Genomic DNA, 21,774 nt, shown 5'->3' with positions numbered 1-21,774 from the left:
CTCTGGCGCACACACGCGCCTTGCGCGGCGGGCCGGTTGGACGTCTGCGGCAGGCAGTGGCAATATTCGCCGCCACGCCTGTCCGGAGCCAACCATTCCACCCCAAATCAGGCGCTTGACCTGCATTGCCGCACCGATTCCGCAACCGATGCAGGCTGTTCGCGAACCTTGTGAAGGGCTCGTGCAGACTGGCTGAATGCAAACTCAGCTTGTTTCGGAACCCGGCGACCCGTCCCGCCGCAACGAGGACTTCGCGAGTGTCGCGCTCCCCGCCTCGGGACAGGGCGGCGCGCTGGTGGTCCTGGACGGGGTGACCCCGCCGAGGGGTGAGACGGGCTGTCTGCATTCCGTCCCCTGGTTCACCGCACGGCTCGGCGGAGCACTGACCGAACTGACCGTTTCACTCCCGGATGTTCCCCTCGCCGACGCCCTGACCCACGCCCTCACGCGTACCGCCGACTCCCACGCCGAGACCTGTGACCTTTCTCACCCGCGCACCCCACAGGCAACCGTGGCCCTGGCCCGGTGGTCGGCGGCGACCGTGGAGTATCTGGTCCTGTCCGACTCGGCCCTCCTGGTGGAGTCGCCCGACGGCGCCGTCACCCCGTACCTGGACGACCGGCTGTCCCGTCTGCCGCGGGCGTCCCTGGCCACGGACGCGCTGATCGACGCCCACATCCGCAACAAGGAGGGCGGCTTCTTCACGGCCGCCGCGGATCCGTCGGTGGCGGCGCGGGCGGTGACGGGGGTGCTGCCGCGCGCGCGGGTCCGGGCGCTGGCCGCCCTGACGGACGGGGCGACGCGGTGGGTGGAGACGTTCCGGGAGGGGGACTGGGGGGACTGCTTCACATTCGTACGGAAGGAGGGGGCGCGGGCGCTGGTGGAGCGGGTGCGGGCGCTGGAGGCGGCGGACGCCGAGGAGCGGGCCTTTCTCGGGCGGAGCAAGACGCATGACGACGCGACGGTCGTGTACGCGGAGCTGTGAGCCGCGCAGCCCCCGGCGTGCCTACTTCTCCATCCCCCGGTTCAGCTGGTTCAGCAACCGTGCGAGTTCGGCCACCTCGCCCCGGCCCCAGTGGGAGAGCTGCTCGACGTACCGCGCCCGCCGCGCCTCGCGCACCTTGGCGACCCGGCCGCGCCCCTCCTCCGTGAGGTGCACCAGCCAGGCCCGCCCGTCGGCGGGGTCCGGCTCGCGGGCGACCAGTCCGAGGTCCTCCAGGGCACGCAGCTGCCGGGACATGGTGGCCTTGCCGACGCCGATGTAGGCGGCGAGTTCGGTGGCCCGCTGACGGCCGCATTCACCCAGCCGTACCAACAGCCCGTACGCCGCGGACTCCAGGTCCGGATGGACCTCGCGGGCCATCTCGCCCTGCTTGGCCCGGGCGCGCCGCAGGAGCACCGTCAACTCGCGCTCCAGGTCCAGGAACTCGGGCCGGCCCATACCACCACCGGGCACACCGGACCCGACCGCCCGTCCGTCGCCGTTTCCGTTGTCGTGCACGTCAGCCCCTGCCTCGAGTGTCCCGGCCCTGAAAGTTCCGCCGGCCGCCGCCATTGCCGCTGCTCCGCCAGTATTTCGCAGGACTGGACCAACGGCAGCCTCCGGACCCCCTTCCACCTGCTGTTCCGTGCTCCTGGCGGCATGAACCGGGCGCGTTACTGGCATGCACACGCCATACCGGATCCGGGCCCCCGGCTCGCTCGTCCACCGAGCGGCCTCGGGCCTGCGGAGGCACGCTATGCCCGTGCACAGATCCGAACCGCTCCGCTCCCGGCGCCCGCACCGCTCCGGGCTCCTGTTCGCCGCCGCCGTCACCCTCCTCACCCTCCTCGCCGCCCAGACCTCCGCCGCCTCCGCCGACGACCGCCCGCCCCGCGGCTCCGCCCACATGGGCATGGGCGTCGCGGCCCACGACGGCGTGCACGGCCTGCCCACCGGCACCAAGGCCGCCCAGACGGAGGGCGTGGACGTCTCCAGCCACCAGGGCGACGTCGCCTGGTCGACCCTGTGGAAGAGCGGGGTCAAGTGGGCCTACGTGAAGGCCAGCGAGGGGACGTACTACACGAACCCGTACTTCGCCCGGCAGTACAAGGGCTCCCACGACGTCGGCATGATCCGCGGCGCCTACCACTTCGCGACCCCCGACACCACCAATGGAGCAGCGCAGGCCGACTATTTCGTCGACCACGGCGGGGGCTGGTCCCGCGACGGCAAGACCCTGCCGGGCGCCCTCGACATCGAGTGGAACCCGTACGGCGACGCCTGCTACGGCAAGACGCCGAGCGGGATGGTCACCTGGATCCGCGACTTCCTGACCCGGTACAAGGCCCGCACCGGACGCGACGCCGTCATCTACACGGCAACCAGTTGGTGGATCCAGTGCACCGGCAACCACAAGGGCTTCGCCTCCGCGAACCCGCTGTGGATCGCCCGGTACGCGGCGACGGTGGGGGCACTGCCGGCGGGCTGGAGCTACTACACGATGTGGCAGTACACGTCCTCCGGACCGACGGTCGGTGACCACAACAGGTTCAACGGGACACTCGACCGGCTCAAGGCACTGGCCGACGGCGACTCCCACGCCGCCGCGGCCGAGGACCCGGACACCGCCCCCAAGGGAGTGCAGGACGGGGCACCGGACCAAGAGCAGACAGCGACCACGGCCACCACCACACCGCCCCTGCCGGGGGCTGGGCCGTCCCCGGGGACATGCACGACGGAGCACCGGACCGGCACCAGGCGATAGCCCACGGCTGACCCACCGCCGTGCCGCCCCCTCCCACGGCGAGGGCCCAAGGCGAGGGCCCGGGCCTCCCTCACGGGACCCGGGCCCTGCCTGTCCGGTCGCGTCCGTCACGCCGCGACCGGAACCTCGGGGGCCGCGCCGTCGGTGGCCGGCGACAGGGCCAGTTCCAGGACCTGGCGGACGTCGGTGACGGTGTGGACGTCGAGCTTGTCCAGCACCTCGGCGGGGACGTCGTCCAGGTCGGGCTCGTTGCGCTTGGGGATGACGACGGTCGTGACGCCCGCCCGGTGGGCGGCCAGCAGCTTCTGCTTCACGCCGCCGATGGGCAGGACCCGGCCGGTCAGCGAGACCTCGCCCGTCATCGCCACGTCCGTACGGACCAGCCGGCCCGACAGCAGCGACGCCAGCGCCGTCGTCATCGTGATGCCCGCGCTCGGGCCGTCCTTCGGCACCGCGCCCGCCGGGAAGTGGATGTGCACACCCCGGTCCTTGAGGTCGGCGACCGGCAACTCCAGTTCGGCGCCGTGGGAGCGCAGGAAGGACAGGGCGATCTGGGCGCTCTCCTTCATCACGTCCCCCAGCTGACCCGTCAGCGTCAGTCCCGCCGCGCCCGTCTCCGGGTCGGCCAGCGACGCCTCCACGTACAGCACGTCACCGCCGGCTCCCGTCACCGCTAGGCCCGTCGCGACGCCCGGCACGGCCGTGCGGCGCTCGGCGGGGTCCTGCGCGGACTCGGGCACATGGTGCGGCCGTCCGATCAGGCCGCGCAGGTCGCCGTCCGTGACGGTGAACGGCAGCTCCCGCTCGCCCAGTTCGTGCTGCGCCGCGACCTTGCGGAGCAGCCTCGCGATGGAGCGCTCCAGGTTGCGCACGCCCGCCTCGCGGGTGTACTCGCCGGCGAGCTTGCGCAGCGCGCCCTCGTCGAGAGCGACCTCGTCCTCGTCCAGACCCGCCCGCTCCAGCTGGCGCGGGAGCAGGTGGTCGCGGGCGATGACGACCTTCTCGTCCTCGGTGTAGCCGTCGAGGCGGACCAGCTCCATACGGTCGAGCAGCGCCTCGGGGATGGCCTCCAGGACGTTGGCGGTCGCCAGGAACACCACGTCGCTCAGGTCCAGTTCCACCTCCAGGTAGTGGTCCCGGAAGGTGTGGTTCTGGGCCGGGTCCAGCACCTCCAGGAGCGCCGCCGCCGGGTCGCCGCGGAAATCGGACCCCACCTTGTCGATCTCGTCGAGGAGGACGACCGGGTTCATCGACCCGGCCTCCTTGACGGCCCGCACGATCCGGCCGGGCAGCGCGCCGACGTACGTACGGCGGTGGCCGCGGATCTCGGCCTCGTCGCGGACGCCGCCGAGGGCGACGCGGACGAACTTGCGCCCCATGGCGTGCGCGACCGACTCACCGAGCGAGGTCTTGCCGACGCCGGGCGGGCCGACGAGGGCCAGCACGGCACCGCCGCGCCGCCCGCCGACCACACCGAGCCCCCGCTCGCCACGGCGCTTGCGCACCGCCAGGTACTCGGTGATCCGCTCCTTGACGTCCTCCAGGCCCGCGTGCTCGGCGTCCAGCACGGCCTTCGCGCCCTGGATGTCGTACGCGTCCTCGGTCCGCTCGTTCCACGGCAGTTCGAGGACCGTGTCCAGCCAGGTGCGGATCCACGATCCCTCGGGCGACTGGTCGCTCGCCCGCTCCAGCTTGTCGACCTCCTTGAGCGCGGCCTCGCGGACCTTCTCCGGCAGGTCGGCGGCCTCCACGCGGGCGCGGTAGTCGTCGGACTCCTCGCCGTCCTTCTCGCCGTTCAGCTCGCGCAGTTCCTTGCGGACCGCCTCCAGCTGACGCCGCAGCAGGAACTCGCGCTGCTGCTTGTCGACGCCCTCCTGGACGTCCTTGGCGATGGTCTCGGCGACCTCCTGCTCGGCGAGGTGGTCGCGCAGGTGCTGGGTGGCGAGCTTCAGGCGGGCGACCGGGTCGGCGGTCTCCAGCAGCTCGACCTTCTGCTCGGTGGTCAGGAAGGGCGAGTAGCCGGAGTTGTCGGCGAGGGCGGAGACGTCGTCGATGGCCTGGACGCGGTCGACGACCTGCCAGGCGCCGCGCTTGCGCAGCCAGGCGGTGGCGAGGGCCTTGTACTCCTTGACGAGTTCGGCGACCTGACCGGGCAGCGGGTCGGGCACGCTCTCGTCGACCCGGGTCCCCTCGACCCACAGCGCGGCACCCGGCCCGGTCGTGCCGGCGCCGATCTTCACGCGGCCGCGGCCGCGGATCAGGGCGCCCGGGTCGCCGTCGGCCAGCCGGCCGACCTGCTCGACGGTGCCGAGCACACCGGTGCTCGCGTACGTCCCGTCGAGGCGGGGCACCAGCAGCACCCGTGGCTTGCCCGGCTCCGACCGGGCGGCGGCCTGCGCGGCCTCCACCGCGGCGCGCACATCGGCGTCGTTCAGGTCCAGCGGGACCACCATCCCGGGCAGCACGACCTCGCCGTCGAGCGGCAGCACGGGCAGGGTGAGCGATGTGAACGCCGTGGACTCAGCAGCCATGATCTCCCCTTCGGCAGTCAAGTTGAGCTATGCCGACTCAATGCTCGGGGGCTTTTGAATGTTCCCCCGCAGGTGTTCGCTCTGAGCGATCGTCTGAGCGATCGTTCGTGACGCCAGGGGCGGGCCGGCACGGGAGTCGTGGGGCTGCACGATCGACGTGGGGGCCGGGTGTGGCTGAAGGTGTTCAGCCCTCGCCCCGCGGCGGGGTGGCCCTGCTGACCAGTGCCAGACACTCCCCCGCGGACCCCTGGTCCGGCCTGAACGGCGTCAGACGCCGGACGGGCCGGGGGCGGCAGCGCGGCTCGTGTGCCAGGACCGGACCAGCGGCCAGGTGGCGACGCCGACGGCCAGGGAGAGCAGGTGCCCCCAGTCCGTCATCGGGTCGGTGAATTCGGCCAGGTCCTGCAGCAGCGTCCCGACGACGGCGGCCAGCACCGGCCACCGCAGCCACGGCCGGAGGAGCCCCGCCAGCGCGCCGGTACTCGCGGCGACGCCGAAGCTGATGCCGTAGTCGAGGCGGTGCAGCGAACTGTCCGGGAGGTGACCGGCCAGCACCGCGAGACCCACCGGGACCTCGGTGGCGAGGGTCGCCAGGACGTGCCCCAGCAGGAAGACACCGGCCGTCCGCAGACCGCCGATCCGCCGCTCCAGCGCGGTCAGCACGAGCAGGAACCCGATGGCGTACGGGGACCCCGGCCCGCCGGCGACCCACAGCGCGCTGGCCGGCAGCACCAGCGCGGGCACGCGCACGAGGTGTGCCACATCGGTGCTGGAGCCCTGGAGCAGGGTGTGGACGAGGGCCGGGTCGGCGTAGGCGGCGATCAGTGAGGTGACGGTCAGCACGGCGGCGTAGGAGAAGGTGAACGGCGTGCCGGTGGGAGTGGGGAGCAGACGCCACGGGTGGAGCCGAGGACGGAGGGGGCGGGCGGTGGGCGCGGGGGTGTCGCCGAGGACCGGCCCGAGGACCGGCTCCAGGCGCGGGGCGGTCGCGGCGCCGAGCGGTCCGCGCTGTCGCGGCAGGCCGTCCAGCAGTTCGGCGACATCGGGCACGCCCGCGTCGGTGGAAGCACCGGCCCCAGTCCGCTCCAAGGTGAGGTGCTCCTTCCGTTTTCCTCACTCTTGGCCCGCCGCCCGCCCGTGTCTGTGACGGGCGCCACACATGAGTGGATTCTCAGGAACCTCTCAACAAGGTGCCGCCTGGCAGGATGACCGGATGCCCACTTCGTATGACATCCCGGAAGTACTGGACCGTCGCGAAGGCCCCCACGGCGAGGTCGTGCTGCGGCGGCACGGGGAGTTGCTCCAGATCATCGCCAACGGCTGCTTCCTGATGGACACCTCCGACGGGCGCTCGGAGCGGCTCCTCGTCGACGCGGCGCTCGGCGCGCTGGACGGGCGCGCGCAGCCGGACGTGCTGATCGGCGGGCTCGGCGTCGGGTTCTCGCTCGCACACGCCGCGGCCGATCCCCGCCCCGGACGGATCACCGTCGTGGAGCGCGAACGCGCGATTATCGACTGGCATCGCGACGGGCCCTTGTCCGACTTCTCCGCCCATGCCCTCGCCGATCCGCGCACCGAGATTGTGGAATCGGATCTCGTGGCGTACGTACATGAGACTTCCGCCACGTATGACGCACTGTGTCTCGACATCGACAACGGCCCCGACTGGACCGTCACGGAGGGCAACGACAGCCTGTACTCGCCGACCGGACTGGCGGACTGCGCAGGGGCGTTGAGACCGGGTGGGGTCCTGGCCGTGTGGTCCGCCCAGCCCTCTCCGGAATTCGAAGAAACCTTGCGTAATGCCGGATTCCAGCAGGTGCGTACCGAAGAGATCCCCGTTGCCCGGGGCGTTCCGGACGTCGTGCACCTCGCCGTCCGACCTGGATAGCCGTGGCGCGGTGACTCCCCGTACTCTGCTTCTCTGACGCGGATCATTCAAGCGTCAATCGCAAGCATGCGCAGGCATATGCAGTCAGAGGAATCACCCCACGGATTCCGGAAAGCAACTTTGGGGCGGGCGATGGAGCAGACACACACCTCCCACAACGGCACGGCGGCGACCCCTGGCGCACAGCGCCGGGTCCTCGTGGTCGAGGACGATCCGACCATCGTGGACGCCATCGCGGCCCGCCTGCGCGCCGAGGGATTCCTCGTGCAGACCGCGGGTGACGGGCCGGCTGCCGTCGACACCGCGGAGGCCTGGCAGCCCGACCTGCTGATCCTCGACATCATGCTGCCGGGCTTCGACGGCCTGGAGGTCTGCCGCCGGGTCCAGGCCCAGCGGCCGGTGCCGGTGCTGATGCTGACCGCGCGCGACGACGAGACCGACATGCTGGTCGGGCTCGGCGTCGGCGCGGACGACTACATGACCAAGCCGTTCTCGATGCGGGAGCTGGCGGCACGCGTGCATGTGCTGCTGCGCCGCGTCGAGCGCGCGGCACTGGCCGCCACCACCCCGCGGTCCGGCATCCTGCGGCTCGGCGAGCTGGAGATCGACCACGCACAGCGACGGGTGCGGGTGCGCAGTGAGGACGTCCACCTCACGCCGACCGAGTTCGACCTCCTGGTGTGCCTGGCGAACACCCCGCGCGCCGTGCTCTCGCGCGAGCAGCTGCTCGCCGAGGTCTGGGACTGGGCGGACGCCTCCGGCACCCGGACCGTCGACAGCCACATCAAGGCGCTGCGCCGGAAGATCGGCGCCGAGCGGATCCGCACCGTGCACGGCGTGGGCTACGCCCTGGAGACGCCGACGCCATGAGCGACGGGCCGGCCGCGCGGAGAGGCCCCGGGGAACCCTGGGGCAGCGTCAGTCCGTTCTCGATCAAGACCAAGCTGGGCGCGCTGGTCGTCATCGCGGTGCTGATCACGACAGGTCTGTCGATGATCGCCGTGCGCACCCAGACGGAGCTGCGCTTCATCACGGTCTTCTCGATGATCGCCACCCTGCTCATCACGCAGTTCGTGGCGCACTCGCTCACCGCCCCGCTGGACGAGATGAACGCGGTGGCCCGGTCCATCTCGCACGGCGACTACACGCGCCGGGTCCGTGAGAACCGCCGCGACGAGCTGGGCGACCTGGCCGAGACGATCAACCGCATGGCCGACGAGCTGGAGGCCCAGGACCAGCAGCGCAAGGAGCTGGTGGCGAACGTCTCGCACGAGCTGCGCACCCCCATCGCGGGCCTGCGTGCCGTCCTGGAGAACGTGGTCGACGGCATCGCCGAGGCCGACCCCGAGACGATGCGCACGGCGCTGAAGCAGACCGAGCGGCTGGGCCGCCTCGTGGAGACGCTCCTGGACCTGTCCCGCCTGGACAACGGCGTCGTACCGCTGCGCACGCGGCGCTTCGAGGTGTGGCCGTACCTGTCGGGCGTGCTGAAGGAGGCCAACATGGTCGCCTCGGCGCGCGGGGGCATGGCGTCGGGCTCCGGCAGCCACACCCGCACCGACGTCCATCTGCACCTCGACGTCTCCCCGCCGGAGCTGACCGCGCACGCCGACCCCGAGCGCATCCACCAGGTCGTCGCCAACCTCATCGACAACGCGATCAAGCACAGCCCGCCGCACGGCCGCGTGACGGTCAAGGCGCGGCGCGGGTCCCACCCGGAGTCGCTGGTGCTGGAGGTCCTGGACGAGGGTCCGGGCATTCCGAGGTCGGACTGGCACCGGGTCTTCGAGCGGTTCAACCGGGGCGCCGTCAGCCGGCCGCACGGGCCGGGCAGCGACGGCGGTACAGGTCTGGGGCTGGCGATCGCGCGCTGGGCCGTCGATCTGCACGGCGGCCGGATCGGAGTGGCCGAATCCGATCGGGGTTGCCGGATCCTGGTCACGCTTCCGGGGCAGCCTTCTTTGCCAAGTTGACGTAAAGTTCGAAGCGGAGCCACAAGATCCATGTGCGTCCGGGCCGACGGGCACGTGTGATCAGGTGCAGGCCCGCAGCTTCGCTGTGTCAGGGCCCGCTCGACCCTTCCCGGATGAAGCGGAACCACGCTTGTTTCCCGCCATTTCCTGCCCCGAAACACGCTTTCAGATGTGACTTACGCGACGATGACCTTGCTCGGCCTGACCTTCCCGGCCCTGGAGGCGTAGCCTTAATTCCCGCTGTCCATCACCTTGTGAAGCGGAAGAGGGCGGTTGCCGCCGTGTCGCCACAGTCCCCCAGTAACGCATCGAGCATCTCGACCGACGCAGACCAAGCGGGCAAGAACCCCGCGGCCGCGTTCGGTCCGAACGAGTGGCTCGTCGACGAGATCTATCAGCAGTACCTCCAGGACCCCAATTCGGTAGACCGCGCCTGGTGGGACTTCTTCGCCGACTACAAGCCGGGGGCGGCCGCCGCCTCGGCTCCGGCGGGTACTGCGGCCGCGGGGGCCGCAGAGACCACCACCCCGGCTCCGGCCGCTCCGGCCGCCGCGTCGGTCCCCGCACCGGCCCCCGCGGCTCCGAAGCCCGCGGCCGCCGCTCCGGCCCCGGCCGCGGCGAAGCCCGCCACCCCCGCCCCGGCCGCGAAGCCCGCTCAGCCGAAGAAGGCCGAGCCCGCCGCCGAGGCACCGGACGGTCCCGAGTTCGTGACGCTGCGCGGCCCGGCCGCCGCGGTCGCGAAGAACATGAACGCCTCACTGGAGCTGCCCACGGCCACGTCCGTGCGCGCGGTCCCGGTGAAGCTGCTCTTCGACAACCGCATCGTCATCAACAACCACCTCAAGCGGGCCCGGGGCGGGAAGATCTCCTTCACGCACCTGATCGGCTACGCGATGGTGCAGGCCGTCAAGGCCATGCCGTCGATGAACTACGCGTTCGGCGAGAAGGACGGCAAGCCGACGCTGATCAAGCCGCCGCACGTCAACCTCGGCCTCGCCATCGACCTGGTCAAGCCGAACGGCGACCGCCAGCTCGTCGTCGCGGCGATCAAGAAGGCCGAGACGCTGAACTTCTTCGAGTTCTGGCAGGCCTACGAGGACATCGTCCGCCGCGCCCGCGACGGCAAGCTGACGATGGACGACTTCACCGGCGTCACGGTCTCCCTGACCAACCCCGGTGGCCTCGGCACCGTCCACTCGGTCCCGCGTCTGATGCCCGGCCAGTCGGTGATCATGGGCGTCGGCTCCATGGACTACCCGGCCGAGTTCCAGGGCACCTCCCAGGACACCCTGAACAAGCTCGGCATCTCGAAGGTCATGACGCTCACGTCGACCTACGACCACCGGGTGATCCAGGGCGCCGCCTCCGGCGAGTTCCTGCGCCAGGTCGCGAACCTGCTGCTCGGCGAGAACGGCTTCTACGACGACATCTTCGAGGCGCTGCGCATCCCCTACGAGCCGGTCCGCTGGCTCAAGGACATCGACGCCAGCCACGACGACGACGTCACCAAGGCCGCCCGCGTCTTCGAGCTGATCCACTCCTACCGGGTCCGCGGCCACGTCATGGCCGACACCGACCCGCTGGAGTACCAGCAGCGCAAGCACCCCGACCTGGACATCACCGAGCACGGGCTCACGCTGTGGGACCTGGAGCGCGAGTTCGCCGTCGGCGGCTTCGCCGGCAAGTCCCTGATGAAGCTGCGGGACATCCTCGGTGTGCTGCGCGACTCGTACTGCCGCACCACCGGCGTCGAGTTCATGCACATCCAGGACCCGAAGCAGCGCAAGTGGATCCAGGACCGCATCGAGCGCTCGCACTCCAAGCCGGAGCGCGAGGAGCAGCTGCGCATCCTGCGCCGGCTGAACGCCGCGGAGGCCTTCGAAACCTTCCTGCAGACGAAGTACGTCGGTCAGAAGCGCTTCTCCCTGGAGGGCGGCGAGTCCGTCATCCCGCTGCTCGACGCGGTGCTCGACTCCGCCGCCGAGTCGCGCCTGGACGAGGTCGTCATCGGCATGGCCCACCGCGGCCGGCTGAACGTCCTGGCCAACATCGTCGGCAAGTCGTACGCGCAGATCTTCCGCGAGTTCGAGGGCAACCTCGACCCGAAGTCGATGCACGGCTCCGGCGACGTGAAGTACCACCTGGGCGCCGAGGGCACCTTCACCGGCCTCGACGGCGAGCAGATCAAGGTCTCCCTGGTCGCGAACCCCTCCCACCTGGAGGCGGTCGACCCGGTCCTGGAGGGCGTCGCACGCGCCAAGCAGGACATCATCGGCAAGGGCGGCACGGACTTCACGGTCCTGCCGGTGGCGATCCACGGCGACGCGGCCTTCGCCGGCCAGGGCGTGGTGGCCGAGACCCTGAACATGTCGCAGCTGCGCGGCTACCGCACCGGCGGCACGGTCCACATCGTCATCAACAACCAGGTCGGCTTCACCGCGGCCCCCGAGTCCTCGCGTTCCTCCATGTACGCGACGGACGTGGCCCGCATGATCGAGGCCCCGATCTTCCACGTGAACGGCGACGACCCGGAGGCCTGCGTCCGCGTGGCGCGGCTGGCCTTCGAGTTCCGCCAGGCGTTCAACAAGGACGTGGTGATCGACCTCATCTGCTACCGCCGCCGCGGCCACAACGAGACCGACAACCCGGCCTTCACCCAGCCGCTGATGTACGACCTGATCGACAAGAAGCGCTCGGTGCGCAAGCTGTACACCGAGTCCCTGATCGGCCGGGGCGACATCACCCTGGAAGAGGCCGAGCAGGCGCTTCAGGACTTCCAGGGCCAGCTGGAGAAGGTCTTCACGGAGGTCCGCGAGGCCACCTCGCAGCCGGCCGCCGCCGAGCCCACGGAACCGCAGCCCGAGTTCCCGGTCGCCGTCGGCACGGCGGTCACCACGGAGACCGTCAAGCGGATCGCCGAGTCCCAGGTCAACATCCCCGACCACGTCACCGTCCACCCGCGTCTGCTGCCTCAGCTGCAGCGCCGGGCGTCGATGGTCGAGGACGGCACCATCGACTGGGGCATGGGCGAGACCCTCGCAATCGGCTCCCTCCTGCTGGAGGGCGTCCCGGTCCGGCTGGCGGGCCAGGACTCGCAGCGCGGTACGTTCGGCCAGCGCCACGCGGTCATCATCGACAACCGCACGGGCAACGAGCACACGCCGCTGCAGTACCTCTCCGAGGACCAGGCGCGGCTGAACGTCTACAACTCCCTGCTCTCCGAGTACGCGGCGATGGGCTTCGAGTACGGCTACTCCCTGGCCCGTCCCGACGCGCTCGTGATGTGGGAGGCGCAGTTCGGCGACTTCGTCAACGGCGCCCAGACGGTCGTGGACGAGTTCATCTCGTCGGCCGAGCAGAAGTGGGCCCAGACCTCCGGCGTCGTGCTGCTCCTGCCGCACGGCTACGAGGGCCAGGGCCCGGACCACTCCTCGGCCCGCCCGGAGCGGTTCCTGCAACTGTGCGCGCAGAACAACATGACGGTCGCGATGCCGACGTCGCCGTCGAACTACTTCCACCTCCTGCGGTGGCAGGTGCACAACCCGCACCACAAGCCGCTGGTGGTCTTCACGCCGAAGTCGATGCTGCGCCTGAAGGCGGCGGCCGCGAAGGCGGAGGAGTTCACGAGCGGGCAGTTCCAGCCGGTCATCGGTGACTCCTCGGTCGACCCGGCCGCGGTCAAGAAGGTCGTCTTCTGCGCCGGCAAGGTCTACTACGACCTCGACGCCGAGCGGAAGAAGCGCGGCGTGACGGACACGGCGATCATCCGCATCGAGCGCCTGTACCCGCTGCCGGGTGCCGAGCTCCAGGCCGAGATCGCCAAGTACCCGAACGCCGAGAAGTACCTGTGGGCCCAGGAGGAGCCGGCGAACCAGGGTGCGTGGCCGTTCATCGCGCTCAACCTGATCGACCACCTGGACCTGGCGGTCGGCGCCGACGTCCCGCACGGCGAGCGCCTGCGCCGCATCTCGCGTCCGCACTCCTCGTCCCCGGCCGTCGGCTCCGCCAAGCGGCACCAGGCCGAGCAGGAGCAGCTGGTGCGTGAGGTGTTCGAGGCGTGAGCCTCTGACACCAGGCCGTACCGAAGGCCCGGTTCCAAGTCCAGTGGACTCGGAACCGGGCCTTCGGCGTTGACGGTCGACCGGCTGCACGCACACGTGCCGGGGCTGCACATATCCTCACTGCATGTACTTCACCGATCGAGGCATCGAGGAACTGGAGAAGCGGCGCGGTGAGGAGGAGATCACCTTCGAGTGGCTGGCCGAGCAGCTGCGTACGTTCGTCGATCTGAACCCGGACTTCGAGGTGCCGGTGGAGCGGCTGGCGACGTGGCTGGCCCGGCTGGACGACGAGGACGACGACCTCTAGGGCCTGTTGCGAATGTGGCGTCGTCGCCCGAAGGGCGGCCGCGCGGCGGCGGGCGTCGCGCGGCAGGCGCCACTTTCGCAACCGGCCCCAGGCGATCGGCCGTGCGGGTCGCCTTCGCGTCGTACGCGGTGACACCGCACCGCCACCCCCTCAGTCCAGCGGCCGCACCGCCTCATACGCCAGCCCCAGCGCGCCGTGGGCCAGCAGCACCGCGCCCGCCGCGATCCAGCCGCCGTCGCGGTGCCGCAGACCCCAGGCCGCGAGGGGCAGGCCGGCCGCGACCTGGGTCAGGGCGAGGGCATGGGCCCTGGGGCCGCCTGCCCAGGGCAGCCAAGGGCCGAGGCGGCCGCCCTCGACGGCGTCGAGCTCCGCGCGGAGGGCGTCGCGCCAGCCCGACCACTCGATCCGAATGTGCGGCCGGCCGCGAGCGGCCTCGTGGAGGCTGTCGGCGCTTTCGCCGGGAGTGAGGCCGACGGGCAGGGACACGCCCGCGCGCGTGAGGACGGCGATGAGGCCACGCATGCGTGCCCGTGCGTCGGCCGCGGCGTCGGGGCGCGTCAGCTCGTCGAGGGACTGCATGTCCAGGACCGGATCCAGGCCCAGCCGGCCGGCGAAGGTGCGCATGGCCTCGTCCTCGCCGGCCGGCGTGCCGTTGGCGAGCCAGACGTAGCCGACGGGGCGCCGGAAGCCGGAGGCAAGGGTGTATCCGGCACGGTCGGCGTCCCACCACAGGGCGAGGACGGGCCAGGAGGCGCCGACGGCGAGGGCGGTGGCCCAGCCGGTGAGGACCCGGTCGACCGGTTCGTCGCCCGCCAGCCAGGGCCTGCCCTCCGGGACGAGCACACTCCACTCCCCGCCGGCCGGCACGAGCAGCATGTGCTCGCGCAGCAACTGGGCGGCGTGGGCGACGGACTCGGGCTCCGCGCGGCAGAGCAGCAGGGCTCCCGGGGCGGGACGGGCCTGGCGAGCGGTCCTGGACTCTTCCGTCGGCATGGCAACACGCTAGGCCGGTTTGTCCACCTGGCGTGATTTGTGATCACCAGAACGAGTGCCTTGACTTTCGATGTCCGCGATATATCGTGTTTCTCGTAAGACGCGATATGGCGTGTCGTGTTCAGGTCCGGCCCATGCGGCCGTGTCCGGTCGCCCAGGAGGTCCGCACCATGTCCGAGTGGTCCGTTTCAGAGCCGAGGAAGCTCACCTTCGACGAGCCGGTGAGCGAGCTCCAGGTGCGCATCGTCAACGGAACGGTGAACGTGGTGGGGACGGACGAAGGTTCCGCCCGCCTGGAGGTCTCCGAGATCGAGGGCCCGCCGCTGGTGGTGACCCAGCAGCGCGGCACCCTGACGGTGGCGTACGAGGACCTGCCCTGGAAGGGCTTCCTCCAGTGGCTCGACCGCAAGGGCTGGCGCCGCAGCGCGGTGGTCTCCCTGGCGGTGCCTCCCGGCACCCGTGTCGAGGTGGGCGTGGTCGGCGCCGGCGCGGTGGTCTCCGGGATCCACGGCCCGTCGGTCGTCAAGGGCGTCACCGGCGACACGACCCTCGTCGGCCTGTCCGGCCCGGTCCGCGCCGACACGGTGTCGGGGAACGTGGAGGCCCAGGCCGTCACCGGCGATCTCCGTTTCCATTCGGTCTCCGGTGACCTCACGGTCGTCGAAGGCTCCGGCTCCGCCGTGAAGGCCGACTCCGTGAGCGGCTCCATGATCGTCGATCTCGACCCGGACGGCCCGACCGATGTCCGGCTGACCAGCGTCTCCGGCGAGATCGCCATCCGCCTGCCCGCCCCGGCGGACGCCGACGTCGAGGCCAACACCGCGAGCGGGACGATCTCCAACGCCTTCGAGGGCCTGCGGGTCCACGGCCAGTGGGGTGCCCACAAGATCACCGGCCGCCTGGGCGCCGGCACGGGAAAGCTCCGGGCGACGACGGTCTCCGGCTCGATCGCCCTGCTGCGCCGCCCGCCCAAGGAGGACGAACCGTGGGAGGCGGAGCTGTGGGAGGAGCCCGAGCCCACCCCGCACACCCCAGAGGTCACGGAAGCCGCCGACTCCATGCGTCCCAGTGACGCCACACATCCCACCGACCCGGTGAACAGCGCACAGGACGACTCGGGGGACAATTCCGTCTCCGGCCGGGACGAGGGCCCCACCGACGCCCCGGCCGACGGCACGACCGACAAGAAGGTGCTCTGACATGCCTCCCGTCTTCGCCCACGGACGCCTCCGCCTGTACCTGCTGAAGCTGCTGGACGAGGCCCCGCGCCACGGCTACGAGGTGATCCGCCTCCTCGAGGAACGCTTCCAGGGGCTGTACGCACCGTCGGCCGGCACCGTCTACCCCCGCCTGGCCAAGCTGGAGGCCGAGGGACTGGTCACCCACACCACCGAAGGCGGCCGCAAGGTGTACGCCATCACGGACGCCGGTCGCGCGGAACTGGCCGATCGCAGCGGGGAACTGGCCGACCTGGAGCTGGAGATCAGGGAGTCGGTCGCCGAGCTCGCCGCCGAGATCCAGGCCGATGTGCGCGGCGCGGCCGGCGACCTGCGGCGCGAGATGCGGGCGGCGGCGTCCGAGGCCCGCCAGGGCACCGGCGCCAAGGCGGACCGGCCGTTCGGTGACTTCACGGACTACACCGACAAGGAGGCGTGGCGCGCGGCCAAGGAGGAGATGCGCCGTGCCAAGCAGGAGTGGAAGGAACAGGCCCGACGCGCCAAGGACGAGAGCCGCCGTGCCCGCGAGGAGGCGCAGCGCGCCCGGCGCCAGGCCAAGGAGGCGCAGGACCGCGCCCGGGCCCAGGCCCAGGAGGAGGTCCAGCGCATCGCCCGCCGGGTCCAGGAACACGTACAGGACCACTTCGCGCGCGGCGACTGGCCGACGGGCGTGAGGGAGGGCCTGACGGAACTGGCCAAGGAGTTCGGCGACTTCGGCATGGACCTGGGGAAGGAGTTCGGCAGGGACTTCGGCTTCGGCCGCCAGGGCGCACCCAAGTCGGCGCAGCAGCACCCCGACTACTCCGAGACACCGGAGGACTTCCCGGCGGACTACGAACCCGCCTGGACCCATGAGCCCCCCACCGGAGACCCGGCCCGCGACCTGGACCGCCTGCTGGACCGCTTCCGCGACGACATCCGCGACGCGGCGAGGGACCACGGCGTGACAGCGGACCAACTCCACGACGCCCGCCGCCACTTGTCCACAGCGGCGGCGCACATCGGGGCACTCCTGCGCACACCGAAGCCCTGAGGCACCACTCCGGGCGGTACGGCAGGCAACTCAGCCGCACCGCCCGGGACCGACCACGCAGCCCCCTCAACCAGCCTTGGCCTCCCCTTCCCCGTACAGCACCCGCGTCAGCGCCTCGTACGTCACCCCGTGGTCGGCGAGGACCTCGGCGGGTACGCCGGGCCGGGCCGTCAGGGACAGCAGGATGTGCTCATCCCCGATGCGCCGGTCCCGGCGGGCGACGGCGATGCGCAGGGAGCCCTCCAGCACGTCCTTGGCACCCCGGCTGAAGGAACGGTGCCCGGACCACCACCCCTTGTCCTTCCGGTCCCCTGACATCGCCCCGGCCCCGTGGACCTCCTCCACCCGGGCGACGATCTCCGCCACGTCGATCCCGAGCCCGGCCAGCGCCTCGGCCTCGGCCTGCGACAGCCCGCCCCGCCGCCGGGCCTCCCCCAACGCCCGCTGTACGGACTCCAGCCACTCCCCGCCCCCGAGCGCGGTGAGCGCGAGCGAGGCCCGGCCGCCCTCCCGGTCGAGCAGGGCGAGCAGCAGGTGCTCGGCGTCGACGGTCGAGGTCCCGCCCCGCTCCGCGTGCTCGACGGCACCCGTCACCACGGCCCGGGCATCCTTCGTGAACCGTTCGAACATCAACGCCTCCCGTACTTCTTGTGCACGGCCTGCCTGCTGACACCGAGTTCCGCGGCGATCTCCTGCCACGACCACCCCTGATTGCGCGCACTGCGCACCTGCACGGCCTCCAACTGCTCCAGCAGCCGGCGCAACGCCGCGACGGCCCGGAGTCCGACGCGCGGATCGCGGTCACCGGCACGCTCGGCGAGGTCTGTTGCTTCGGTCATGATGTCAACTTACATTGACACACAGAGCGCGTCAATCCCAGTTGACAGCCGCCCGGGTGGGCACGCGGGCAAGCAGGCAAGGGCAAGCGAACGGCGTGACAAGCGAACGGCGGGCCCGGGCAGAGCCCGAACCCGCCGCAGCTGCCTGCCGGTAGCAGAACCGTCAGTTGGTGAGCACGATCTTCCCGAACTGCTCGCCCGACTCCATCCGTTCGAAGCCCTCACGGGCCCGGTCCATGGGAAGCACCTCGTCGATGACGGGCCGCACACCCGTGGCGGCGCAGAAGGCGAGCAGATCCTCGAGCTCGTCCTTCGTCCCCATCGTGGACCCGACGACCTTGAGCTCCAGGAAGAAGATCCGGGTGAGTTCGGCATGCGAGGGCCGGTCACCACTGGTGGCACCGGAGATGACCAGCGTGCCCCCCGGCTTGAGCGACTTCACCGAGTGCGACCAGGTGGCGGCGCCGACGGTCTCGATCACGGCATCGACCCGCTGCGGCAGGCGGGCGCCCGACTCCAGGGCCTCGACGGCGCCCAGCTCGACGGCGCGCTTGCGCTTGGCCTCGTCCCGGCTGGTGGCGAAGACACGCAGCCCCGCGGCCTTGCCGAGCACGATGGCGGCGGTGGCGACGCCACCCCCCGCCCCCTGCACGAGCACGGAGTCACCGGGCCGTACCCCGGCGTTGGTGAACAGCATCCGGTACGCCGTCAGCCACGCGGTCGGCAGACAGGCGGCCTCCTCGAAGGAGAGCTCCTTGGGCTTGGGCAGGATGTTCCAGGTCGGCACGGCGACCTGCTCGGCGAACGTGCCCTGGTACCGCTCGGTGAGGATGGACCGCGGTTCCTTGGGCCCCACCCCGTGGCCGCTCTGTCCGATCACGGAGTGCAGGACGACCTCGTTGCCGTCCTCGTCGACACCGGCGGCGTCACAGCCGAGGATCATCGGCAGCCGGTCCTCCGGGAGGCCGACGCCTCGCAGTGACCAGAGGTCGTGGTGGTTGAGGGAGGCGGCCTTGACGTTGACCGTGCTCCAGCCGGGACGGGCCTCGGGGGCCGGGCGCTCCCCCGACTCCAGTCCGGACAGCGGCTGGTCGCGGTCGATTCGGGCGGCGTAGACAGCGAACATGACCTTGACGATAGGGGCCCGCGACGACCGACGGAACAGCGGCGCCTTGTGAGACATGCCCTCTTGTCAAGGTGCCCGGCCGGGGGACGTTTCCCGGACGGCCCCTCCTCAGGCAGAGAATTCCCCGGACGGCCCCTCCTCAGGCACAGAAGTGGCCCCGCCCGACCCGGACGGGGCCACTCCGCACAGCCTCAGCGGTACGTCAGCGCCGAGCGACGCCCTCCGCCCGAGCCGCAGCGGCCACGGCGGCCGTGACGGCCGGGGCGACCCGCTCCTCGAACGGCGACGGGATCACGTAGTCGGCGGCGAGATCGTCACCCACGACACCCGCCAGCGCCTCAGCGGCGGCGATCTTCATGCCCTCGGTGATCCGGGACGCCCGCACCTGAAGCGCGCCCGCGAAGATCCCCGGGAACGCCAGCACGTTGTTGATCTGGTTCGGGAAGTCCGACCGCCCGGTGGCCACGACCGCCGCGTACTTGTGCGCGACGTCGGGGTGCACCTCGGGGTTCGGGTTGGCCATGGCGAAGACGAACGCGCCCTCGGCCATGGAGGCGACCGCCTCCTCCGAGACCGTACCGCCGGAGACGCCGATGAAGACGTCGGCACCCGCCAGCGCCTTCTCCAGCGACCCGGTGATGCCCGCCTTGTTCGTGAAGCCGGCCAGCTCCCGCTTGACCGACGTCAGGTCCTCCCGGTCGGCCGACACGACGCCCTTGCGGTCGGCCACCGCGACGTCCCCGATCCCGGCCTCGACGAGCATCTTCGCGATGGCGACACCGGCGGCCCCGGCGCCCGAGATGACGGCCCGGAGATCTCCGAGCCCCTTCCCGGTCAGCCGCGCGGCGTTGCGCAGCGCGGCCAGCGTCACGACGGCCGTGCCGTGCTGGTCGTCGTGGAAGACGGGGATGTCCAGCCGCTCCTGGAGCTTGCGCTCGATCTCGAAGCAGCGGGGCGCCGAGATGTCCTCGAGGTTCACACCGCCGAAGGACGGCGCGAGCCGCACCACGGTCTCGACGATCTCGTCGACGCCGGTGCAGTTCAGCGCGATCGGCACCGCGTCGACGCCGCCGAACTGCTTGAACAGGATCGCCTTCCCCTCCATCACGGGGAGGGAGGCCTCGGGCCCGATGTCGCCGAGCCCCAGCACGGCCGTGCCGTCGGTCACGACGGCGACGACGGACGACTTCCACGTGTAATCGTGCACCAGCTCCGGCTGCTCGGCGATCGCGCTGCACACCTTCGCGACGCCGGGCGTGTACGCCAGGGACAGGTCGTCCTTGTCCCGGACCGGCACGGTGGCCTGCACGGCCATCTTGCCGCCGCGGTGCAGCGCGAACGCCGGATCGAAGGAATCGAGGGGCTCGACCCCGCCGTCCTGATCGGTATTGCTTCCGCTGCGAGGATTGACAATCTCCGCTGCCACTTTGTCTGACCCCTTAAGTCTTCATGGTTTGAGGGTGGGACCACTCCTGGTGAGAAGTGGGCGGGACCGCGTATGACCCTGCTCGTTGATACGTACGACGTACGACGTACGGGACATACGCGACGGGCGCGCCGCACACGCGCCCTGAGCCCCGGATGAGGGGTGTAAAGACCCTTCTTACCGGACGGACCGCACCGACGACGAGTCCAATTGGTGCAAGATCACATGACGGGCACGGAAACAACGGCAGCGACGACACGAATCGGACACGACCGGGCGACGACACGGCTGTGATTCGTGACCAGATAAGCGGACAATCAACACCTGTGACCGCAAAAAACACCAATCACCGCAAACCTGTCATGCGACCGTGCCGCAACGCGGGTCGGGCCGAAGATCTTCCGGCTGGAAGCACAGATTCCCGTAGAAGGTCCGGCCGTGATGTACCGGCCTGAGGCGGTTCGGGGGTCACCCGTTACCCGATTTTGACATGGCGGCCGCCCTGAACGGCCGAGTCCGAATGGCAAGATGCCGTAATCACACGAGGTCGCGACACTCGAAGATGTGTGTGCTCTCATCGATCCGAGACCCAAGGCAACTGCCGAACCCATCGACAGGCGCCCGCCCCATCGGCAACTCCACCCATCCGCCGGAGGAACCCACCATGACCGCATGCTCCACCCGTCGTACGACCGCCGCACGCTCCCGGTTGGCAGCGGTCGGCTCGATCGCGGTCGCAGGCGCCCTGATTCTCACCGGCTGCGGTGACCAGACGGACAACAACAGCGAGAGCGACACCTCGGACACCACGGCGTCGGCGGCACCGCTCGCCAACAAGCTCCCCGAGGACATCCGCAAGGCGGGCGTCATCAAGGTGGGCTCCGACATCGCCTACCCGCCGGTCGAGTACATGGAGGGCGGCAAGGCCGTCGGCATCGACCCGGATCTCGCCGACGCCCTCGGCAAGCAGCTTGGCGTGAAGTTCGAGTTCCAGAACGCCAAGTTCGCGCAGCTCATCGTGGGTCTGCAGTCCGAGCGATTCGACGTGGTCATGTCAGCGATGACCGACACCAAGGACCGTCAGAACGGCATCGACTCCGACACCGGCAAGAAGGTCGGCAACGGCATCGACTTCGTCGACTACTTCACCGCTGGTACATCGATCCTGGTCCAGAAGGGCAACCCCAAGGGCATCAAGTCCCTGGACGACCTGTGCGGCCGGGTCGTGGCACTGCAGAAGGCCACAACATCCGAAGATGTCGCCAAGGCACAGAGCAAGAAGTGCACCGAGGACGGCAAGAAGGCCATCACGCTGCAGACCTTCGACACCGACCCCGAAGCGCTGCTCCGTCTGAAGCAGGGTGCGTCCGTCGCCGACCTGAACGACTTCCCGGTCGCCGCATACAACGCGAAGACCTCGGGTGGCGGCAAGGACTTCGAGGTCGTCGGCGATCAGATCGAGGCCGGCCCGTACGGCATCGGCGTCAGCAAGGAGAACACCCAGCTGCGCGACGCAATCCAAGCGGCCATGAACGCGATCATCGAGAACGGCGAGTACAAGAAGATCATGGAGAAGTGGAACGTCACGGACGGCGCAGTGACCGAGGCCAAGATCAACGGCGGCTCCTGA

Annotated in this window: 17 protein-coding genes and 1 pseudogene; 10 read left to right on the top strand and 8 right to left on the bottom strand. The window is 70.6% G+C overall.

Annotated features, from left to right (window positions below):
- Positions 1 to 196: 196 nt before the first annotated feature.
- On the top strand, positions 197 to 985 hold the full coding sequence (locus ABZ078_RS14595) for a hypothetical protein (RefSeq protein WP_356575111.1): 789 nt from the start codon (positions 197 to 199) through the stop codon (positions 983 to 985).
- Positions 986 to 1,006: 21 nt separating this feature from the next.
- On the opposite strand, the gene ABZ078_RS14590 is transcribed toward ABZ078_RS14595, so the two are convergent.
- A complete protein-coding gene (locus tag ABZ078_RS14590) occupies positions 1,007 to 1,501 on the bottom strand; it encodes a MarR family transcriptional regulator (protein ID WP_356575109.1) in 495 nt (164 codons plus the stop codon).
- Between the two features lie 238 nt (positions 1,502 to 1,739).
- On the opposite strand from ABZ078_RS14590, the pseudogene ABZ078_RS14585 reads away from it, so the two are divergent.
- A pseudogene (locus ABZ078_RS14585) lies at positions 1,740 to 2,573 on the top strand (lysozyme); the annotation flags it as partial.
- A gap of 281 nt (positions 2,574 to 2,854) precedes the next feature.
- Here the strand turns inward: ABZ078_RS14585 and lon are convergent.
- Positions 2,855 to 5,278, bottom strand: a complete 2,424-nt coding sequence (gene lon, locus ABZ078_RS14580; protein ID WP_356575107.1) for an endopeptidase La — start codon at positions 5,276 to 5,278, stop codon at positions 2,855 to 2,857.
- 267 nt (positions 5,279 to 5,545) lie between these two features.
- Positions 5,546 to 6,367 (bottom strand): rhomboid-like protein, encoded by an 822-nt coding sequence (locus ABZ078_RS14575; RefSeq protein ID WP_356575105.1) that lies wholly within the window; start codon positions 6,365 to 6,367, stop codon positions 5,546 to 5,548.
- A gap of 124 nt (positions 6,368 to 6,491) precedes the next feature.
- Here ABZ078_RS14575 and ABZ078_RS14570 point away from each other — a divergent pair, with 124 nt between their 5' ends.
- The 5 genes from ABZ078_RS14570 to ABZ078_RS14550 all read left to right on the top strand — a co-directional run bounded on the left by ABZ078_RS14570 (position 6,492) and on the right by ABZ078_RS14550 (position 13,510).
- Positions 6,492 to 7,169 (top strand): spermidine synthase, encoded by a 678-nt coding sequence (locus ABZ078_RS14570; protein ID WP_356575244.1) that lies wholly within the window; start codon positions 6,492 to 6,494, stop codon positions 7,167 to 7,169.
- Positions 7,170 to 7,301: 132 nt separating this feature from the next.
- Positions 7,302 to 8,039, top strand: coding sequence for a response regulator transcription factor (locus tag ABZ078_RS14565; RefSeq protein WP_003997964.1), 738 nt, complete (start codon positions 7,302 to 7,304; stop codon positions 8,037 to 8,039).
- The gene (locus ABZ078_RS14560; RefSeq protein ID WP_356575103.1) at positions 8,036 to 9,142 is read left to right on the top strand and encodes an ATP-binding protein; all 1,107 of its coding nucleotides are present in this window, start codon (positions 8,036 to 8,038) and stop codon (positions 9,140 to 9,142) included. The genes ABZ078_RS14565 and ABZ078_RS14560 overlap by 4 nt, the downstream gene beginning before the upstream one ends.
- 281 nt (positions 9,143 to 9,423) lie before the next feature.
- The gene (locus ABZ078_RS14555; protein WP_356575101.1) at positions 9,424 to 13,203 is read left to right on the top strand and encodes a multifunctional oxoglutarate decarboxylase/oxoglutarate dehydrogenase thiamine pyrophosphate-binding subunit/dihydrolipoyllysine-residue succinyltransferase subunit; all 3,780 of its coding nucleotides are present in this window, start codon (positions 9,424 to 9,426) and stop codon (positions 13,201 to 13,203) included.
- A 124-nt stretch (positions 13,204 to 13,327) separates the two neighbouring features.
- Positions 13,328 to 13,510, top strand: a complete 183-nt coding sequence (locus tag ABZ078_RS14550; protein WP_356575099.1) for a DUF6104 family protein — start codon at positions 13,328 to 13,330, stop codon at positions 13,508 to 13,510.
- Positions 13,511 to 13,660: 150 nt separating this feature from the next.
- On the opposite strand, the gene ABZ078_RS14545 is transcribed toward ABZ078_RS14550, so the two are convergent.
- A complete protein-coding gene (locus tag ABZ078_RS14545) occupies positions 13,661 to 14,503 on the bottom strand; it encodes a hypothetical protein (RefSeq protein ID WP_356575097.1) in 843 nt (280 codons plus the stop codon).
- 170 nt (positions 14,504 to 14,673) lie between these two features.
- Here ABZ078_RS14545 and ABZ078_RS14540 point away from each other — a divergent pair, with 170 nt between their 5' ends.
- Both ABZ078_RS14540 and ABZ078_RS14535 read left to right on the top strand, forming a co-directional pair.
- Positions 14,674 to 15,702 carry a DUF4097 family beta strand repeat-containing protein gene (locus ABZ078_RS14540; RefSeq protein ID WP_356575095.1) on the top strand — a complete coding sequence of 343 codons (1,029 nt, stop codon included), beginning with the start codon at positions 14,674 to 14,676 and terminating at the stop codon, positions 15,700 to 15,702.
- 1 nt (position 15,703) lies between these two features.
- Positions 15,704 to 16,753 carry a helix-turn-helix transcriptional regulator gene (locus tag ABZ078_RS14535; protein ID WP_356575094.1) on the top strand — a complete coding sequence of 350 codons (1,050 nt, stop codon included), beginning with the start codon at positions 15,704 to 15,706 and terminating at the stop codon, positions 16,751 to 16,753.
- Positions 16,754 to 16,819: 66 nt separating this feature from the next.
- On the opposite strand, the gene ABZ078_RS14530 is transcribed toward ABZ078_RS14535, so the two are convergent.
- The 4 genes from ABZ078_RS14530 to ABZ078_RS14515 all read right to left on the bottom strand — a co-directional run bounded on the left by ABZ078_RS14530 (position 16,820) and on the right by ABZ078_RS14515 (position 20,144).
- On the bottom strand, positions 16,820 to 17,383 hold the full coding sequence (locus tag ABZ078_RS14530; RefSeq protein ID WP_356575092.1) for a Clp protease N-terminal domain-containing protein: 564 nt from the start codon (positions 17,381 to 17,383) through the stop codon (positions 16,820 to 16,822).
- On the bottom strand, positions 17,383 to 17,592 hold the full coding sequence (locus tag ABZ078_RS14525; RefSeq protein WP_003997975.1) for an HTH domain-containing protein: 210 nt from the start codon (positions 17,590 to 17,592) through the stop codon (positions 17,383 to 17,385). The genes ABZ078_RS14530 and ABZ078_RS14525 overlap by 1 nt, the downstream gene beginning before the upstream one ends.
- Positions 17,593 to 17,755: 163 nt before the next feature.
- Positions 17,756 to 18,718, bottom strand: coding sequence for a zinc-binding dehydrogenase (locus ABZ078_RS14520; protein ID WP_356575090.1), 963 nt, complete (start codon positions 18,716 to 18,718; stop codon positions 17,756 to 17,758).
- A 202-nt stretch (positions 18,719 to 18,920) separates the two neighbouring features.
- Positions 18,921 to 20,144, bottom strand: a complete 1,224-nt coding sequence (locus ABZ078_RS14515) for an NADP-dependent malic enzyme (RefSeq protein ID WP_356575088.1) — start codon at positions 20,142 to 20,144, stop codon at positions 18,921 to 18,923.
- A 664-nt stretch (positions 20,145 to 20,808) separates the two neighbouring features.
- Between ABZ078_RS14515 and ABZ078_RS14510 the strand changes: the two genes are divergently transcribed.
- Entirely contained in the window at positions 20,809 to 21,774 is a 966-nt protein-coding gene (locus ABZ078_RS14510) for an ABC transporter substrate-binding protein (protein ID WP_356575086.1), read from the top strand.

The sequence above is a fragment of the Streptomyces sp. NPDC006385 genome, assembly GCF_040612485.1.
Lineage (GTDB): Bacteria > Actinomycetota > Actinomycetes > Streptomycetales > Streptomycetaceae > Streptomyces.
Note: the sequence above shows the minus strand (reverse complement) of the source record. Positions and strands in the feature narration are given on the sequence as shown.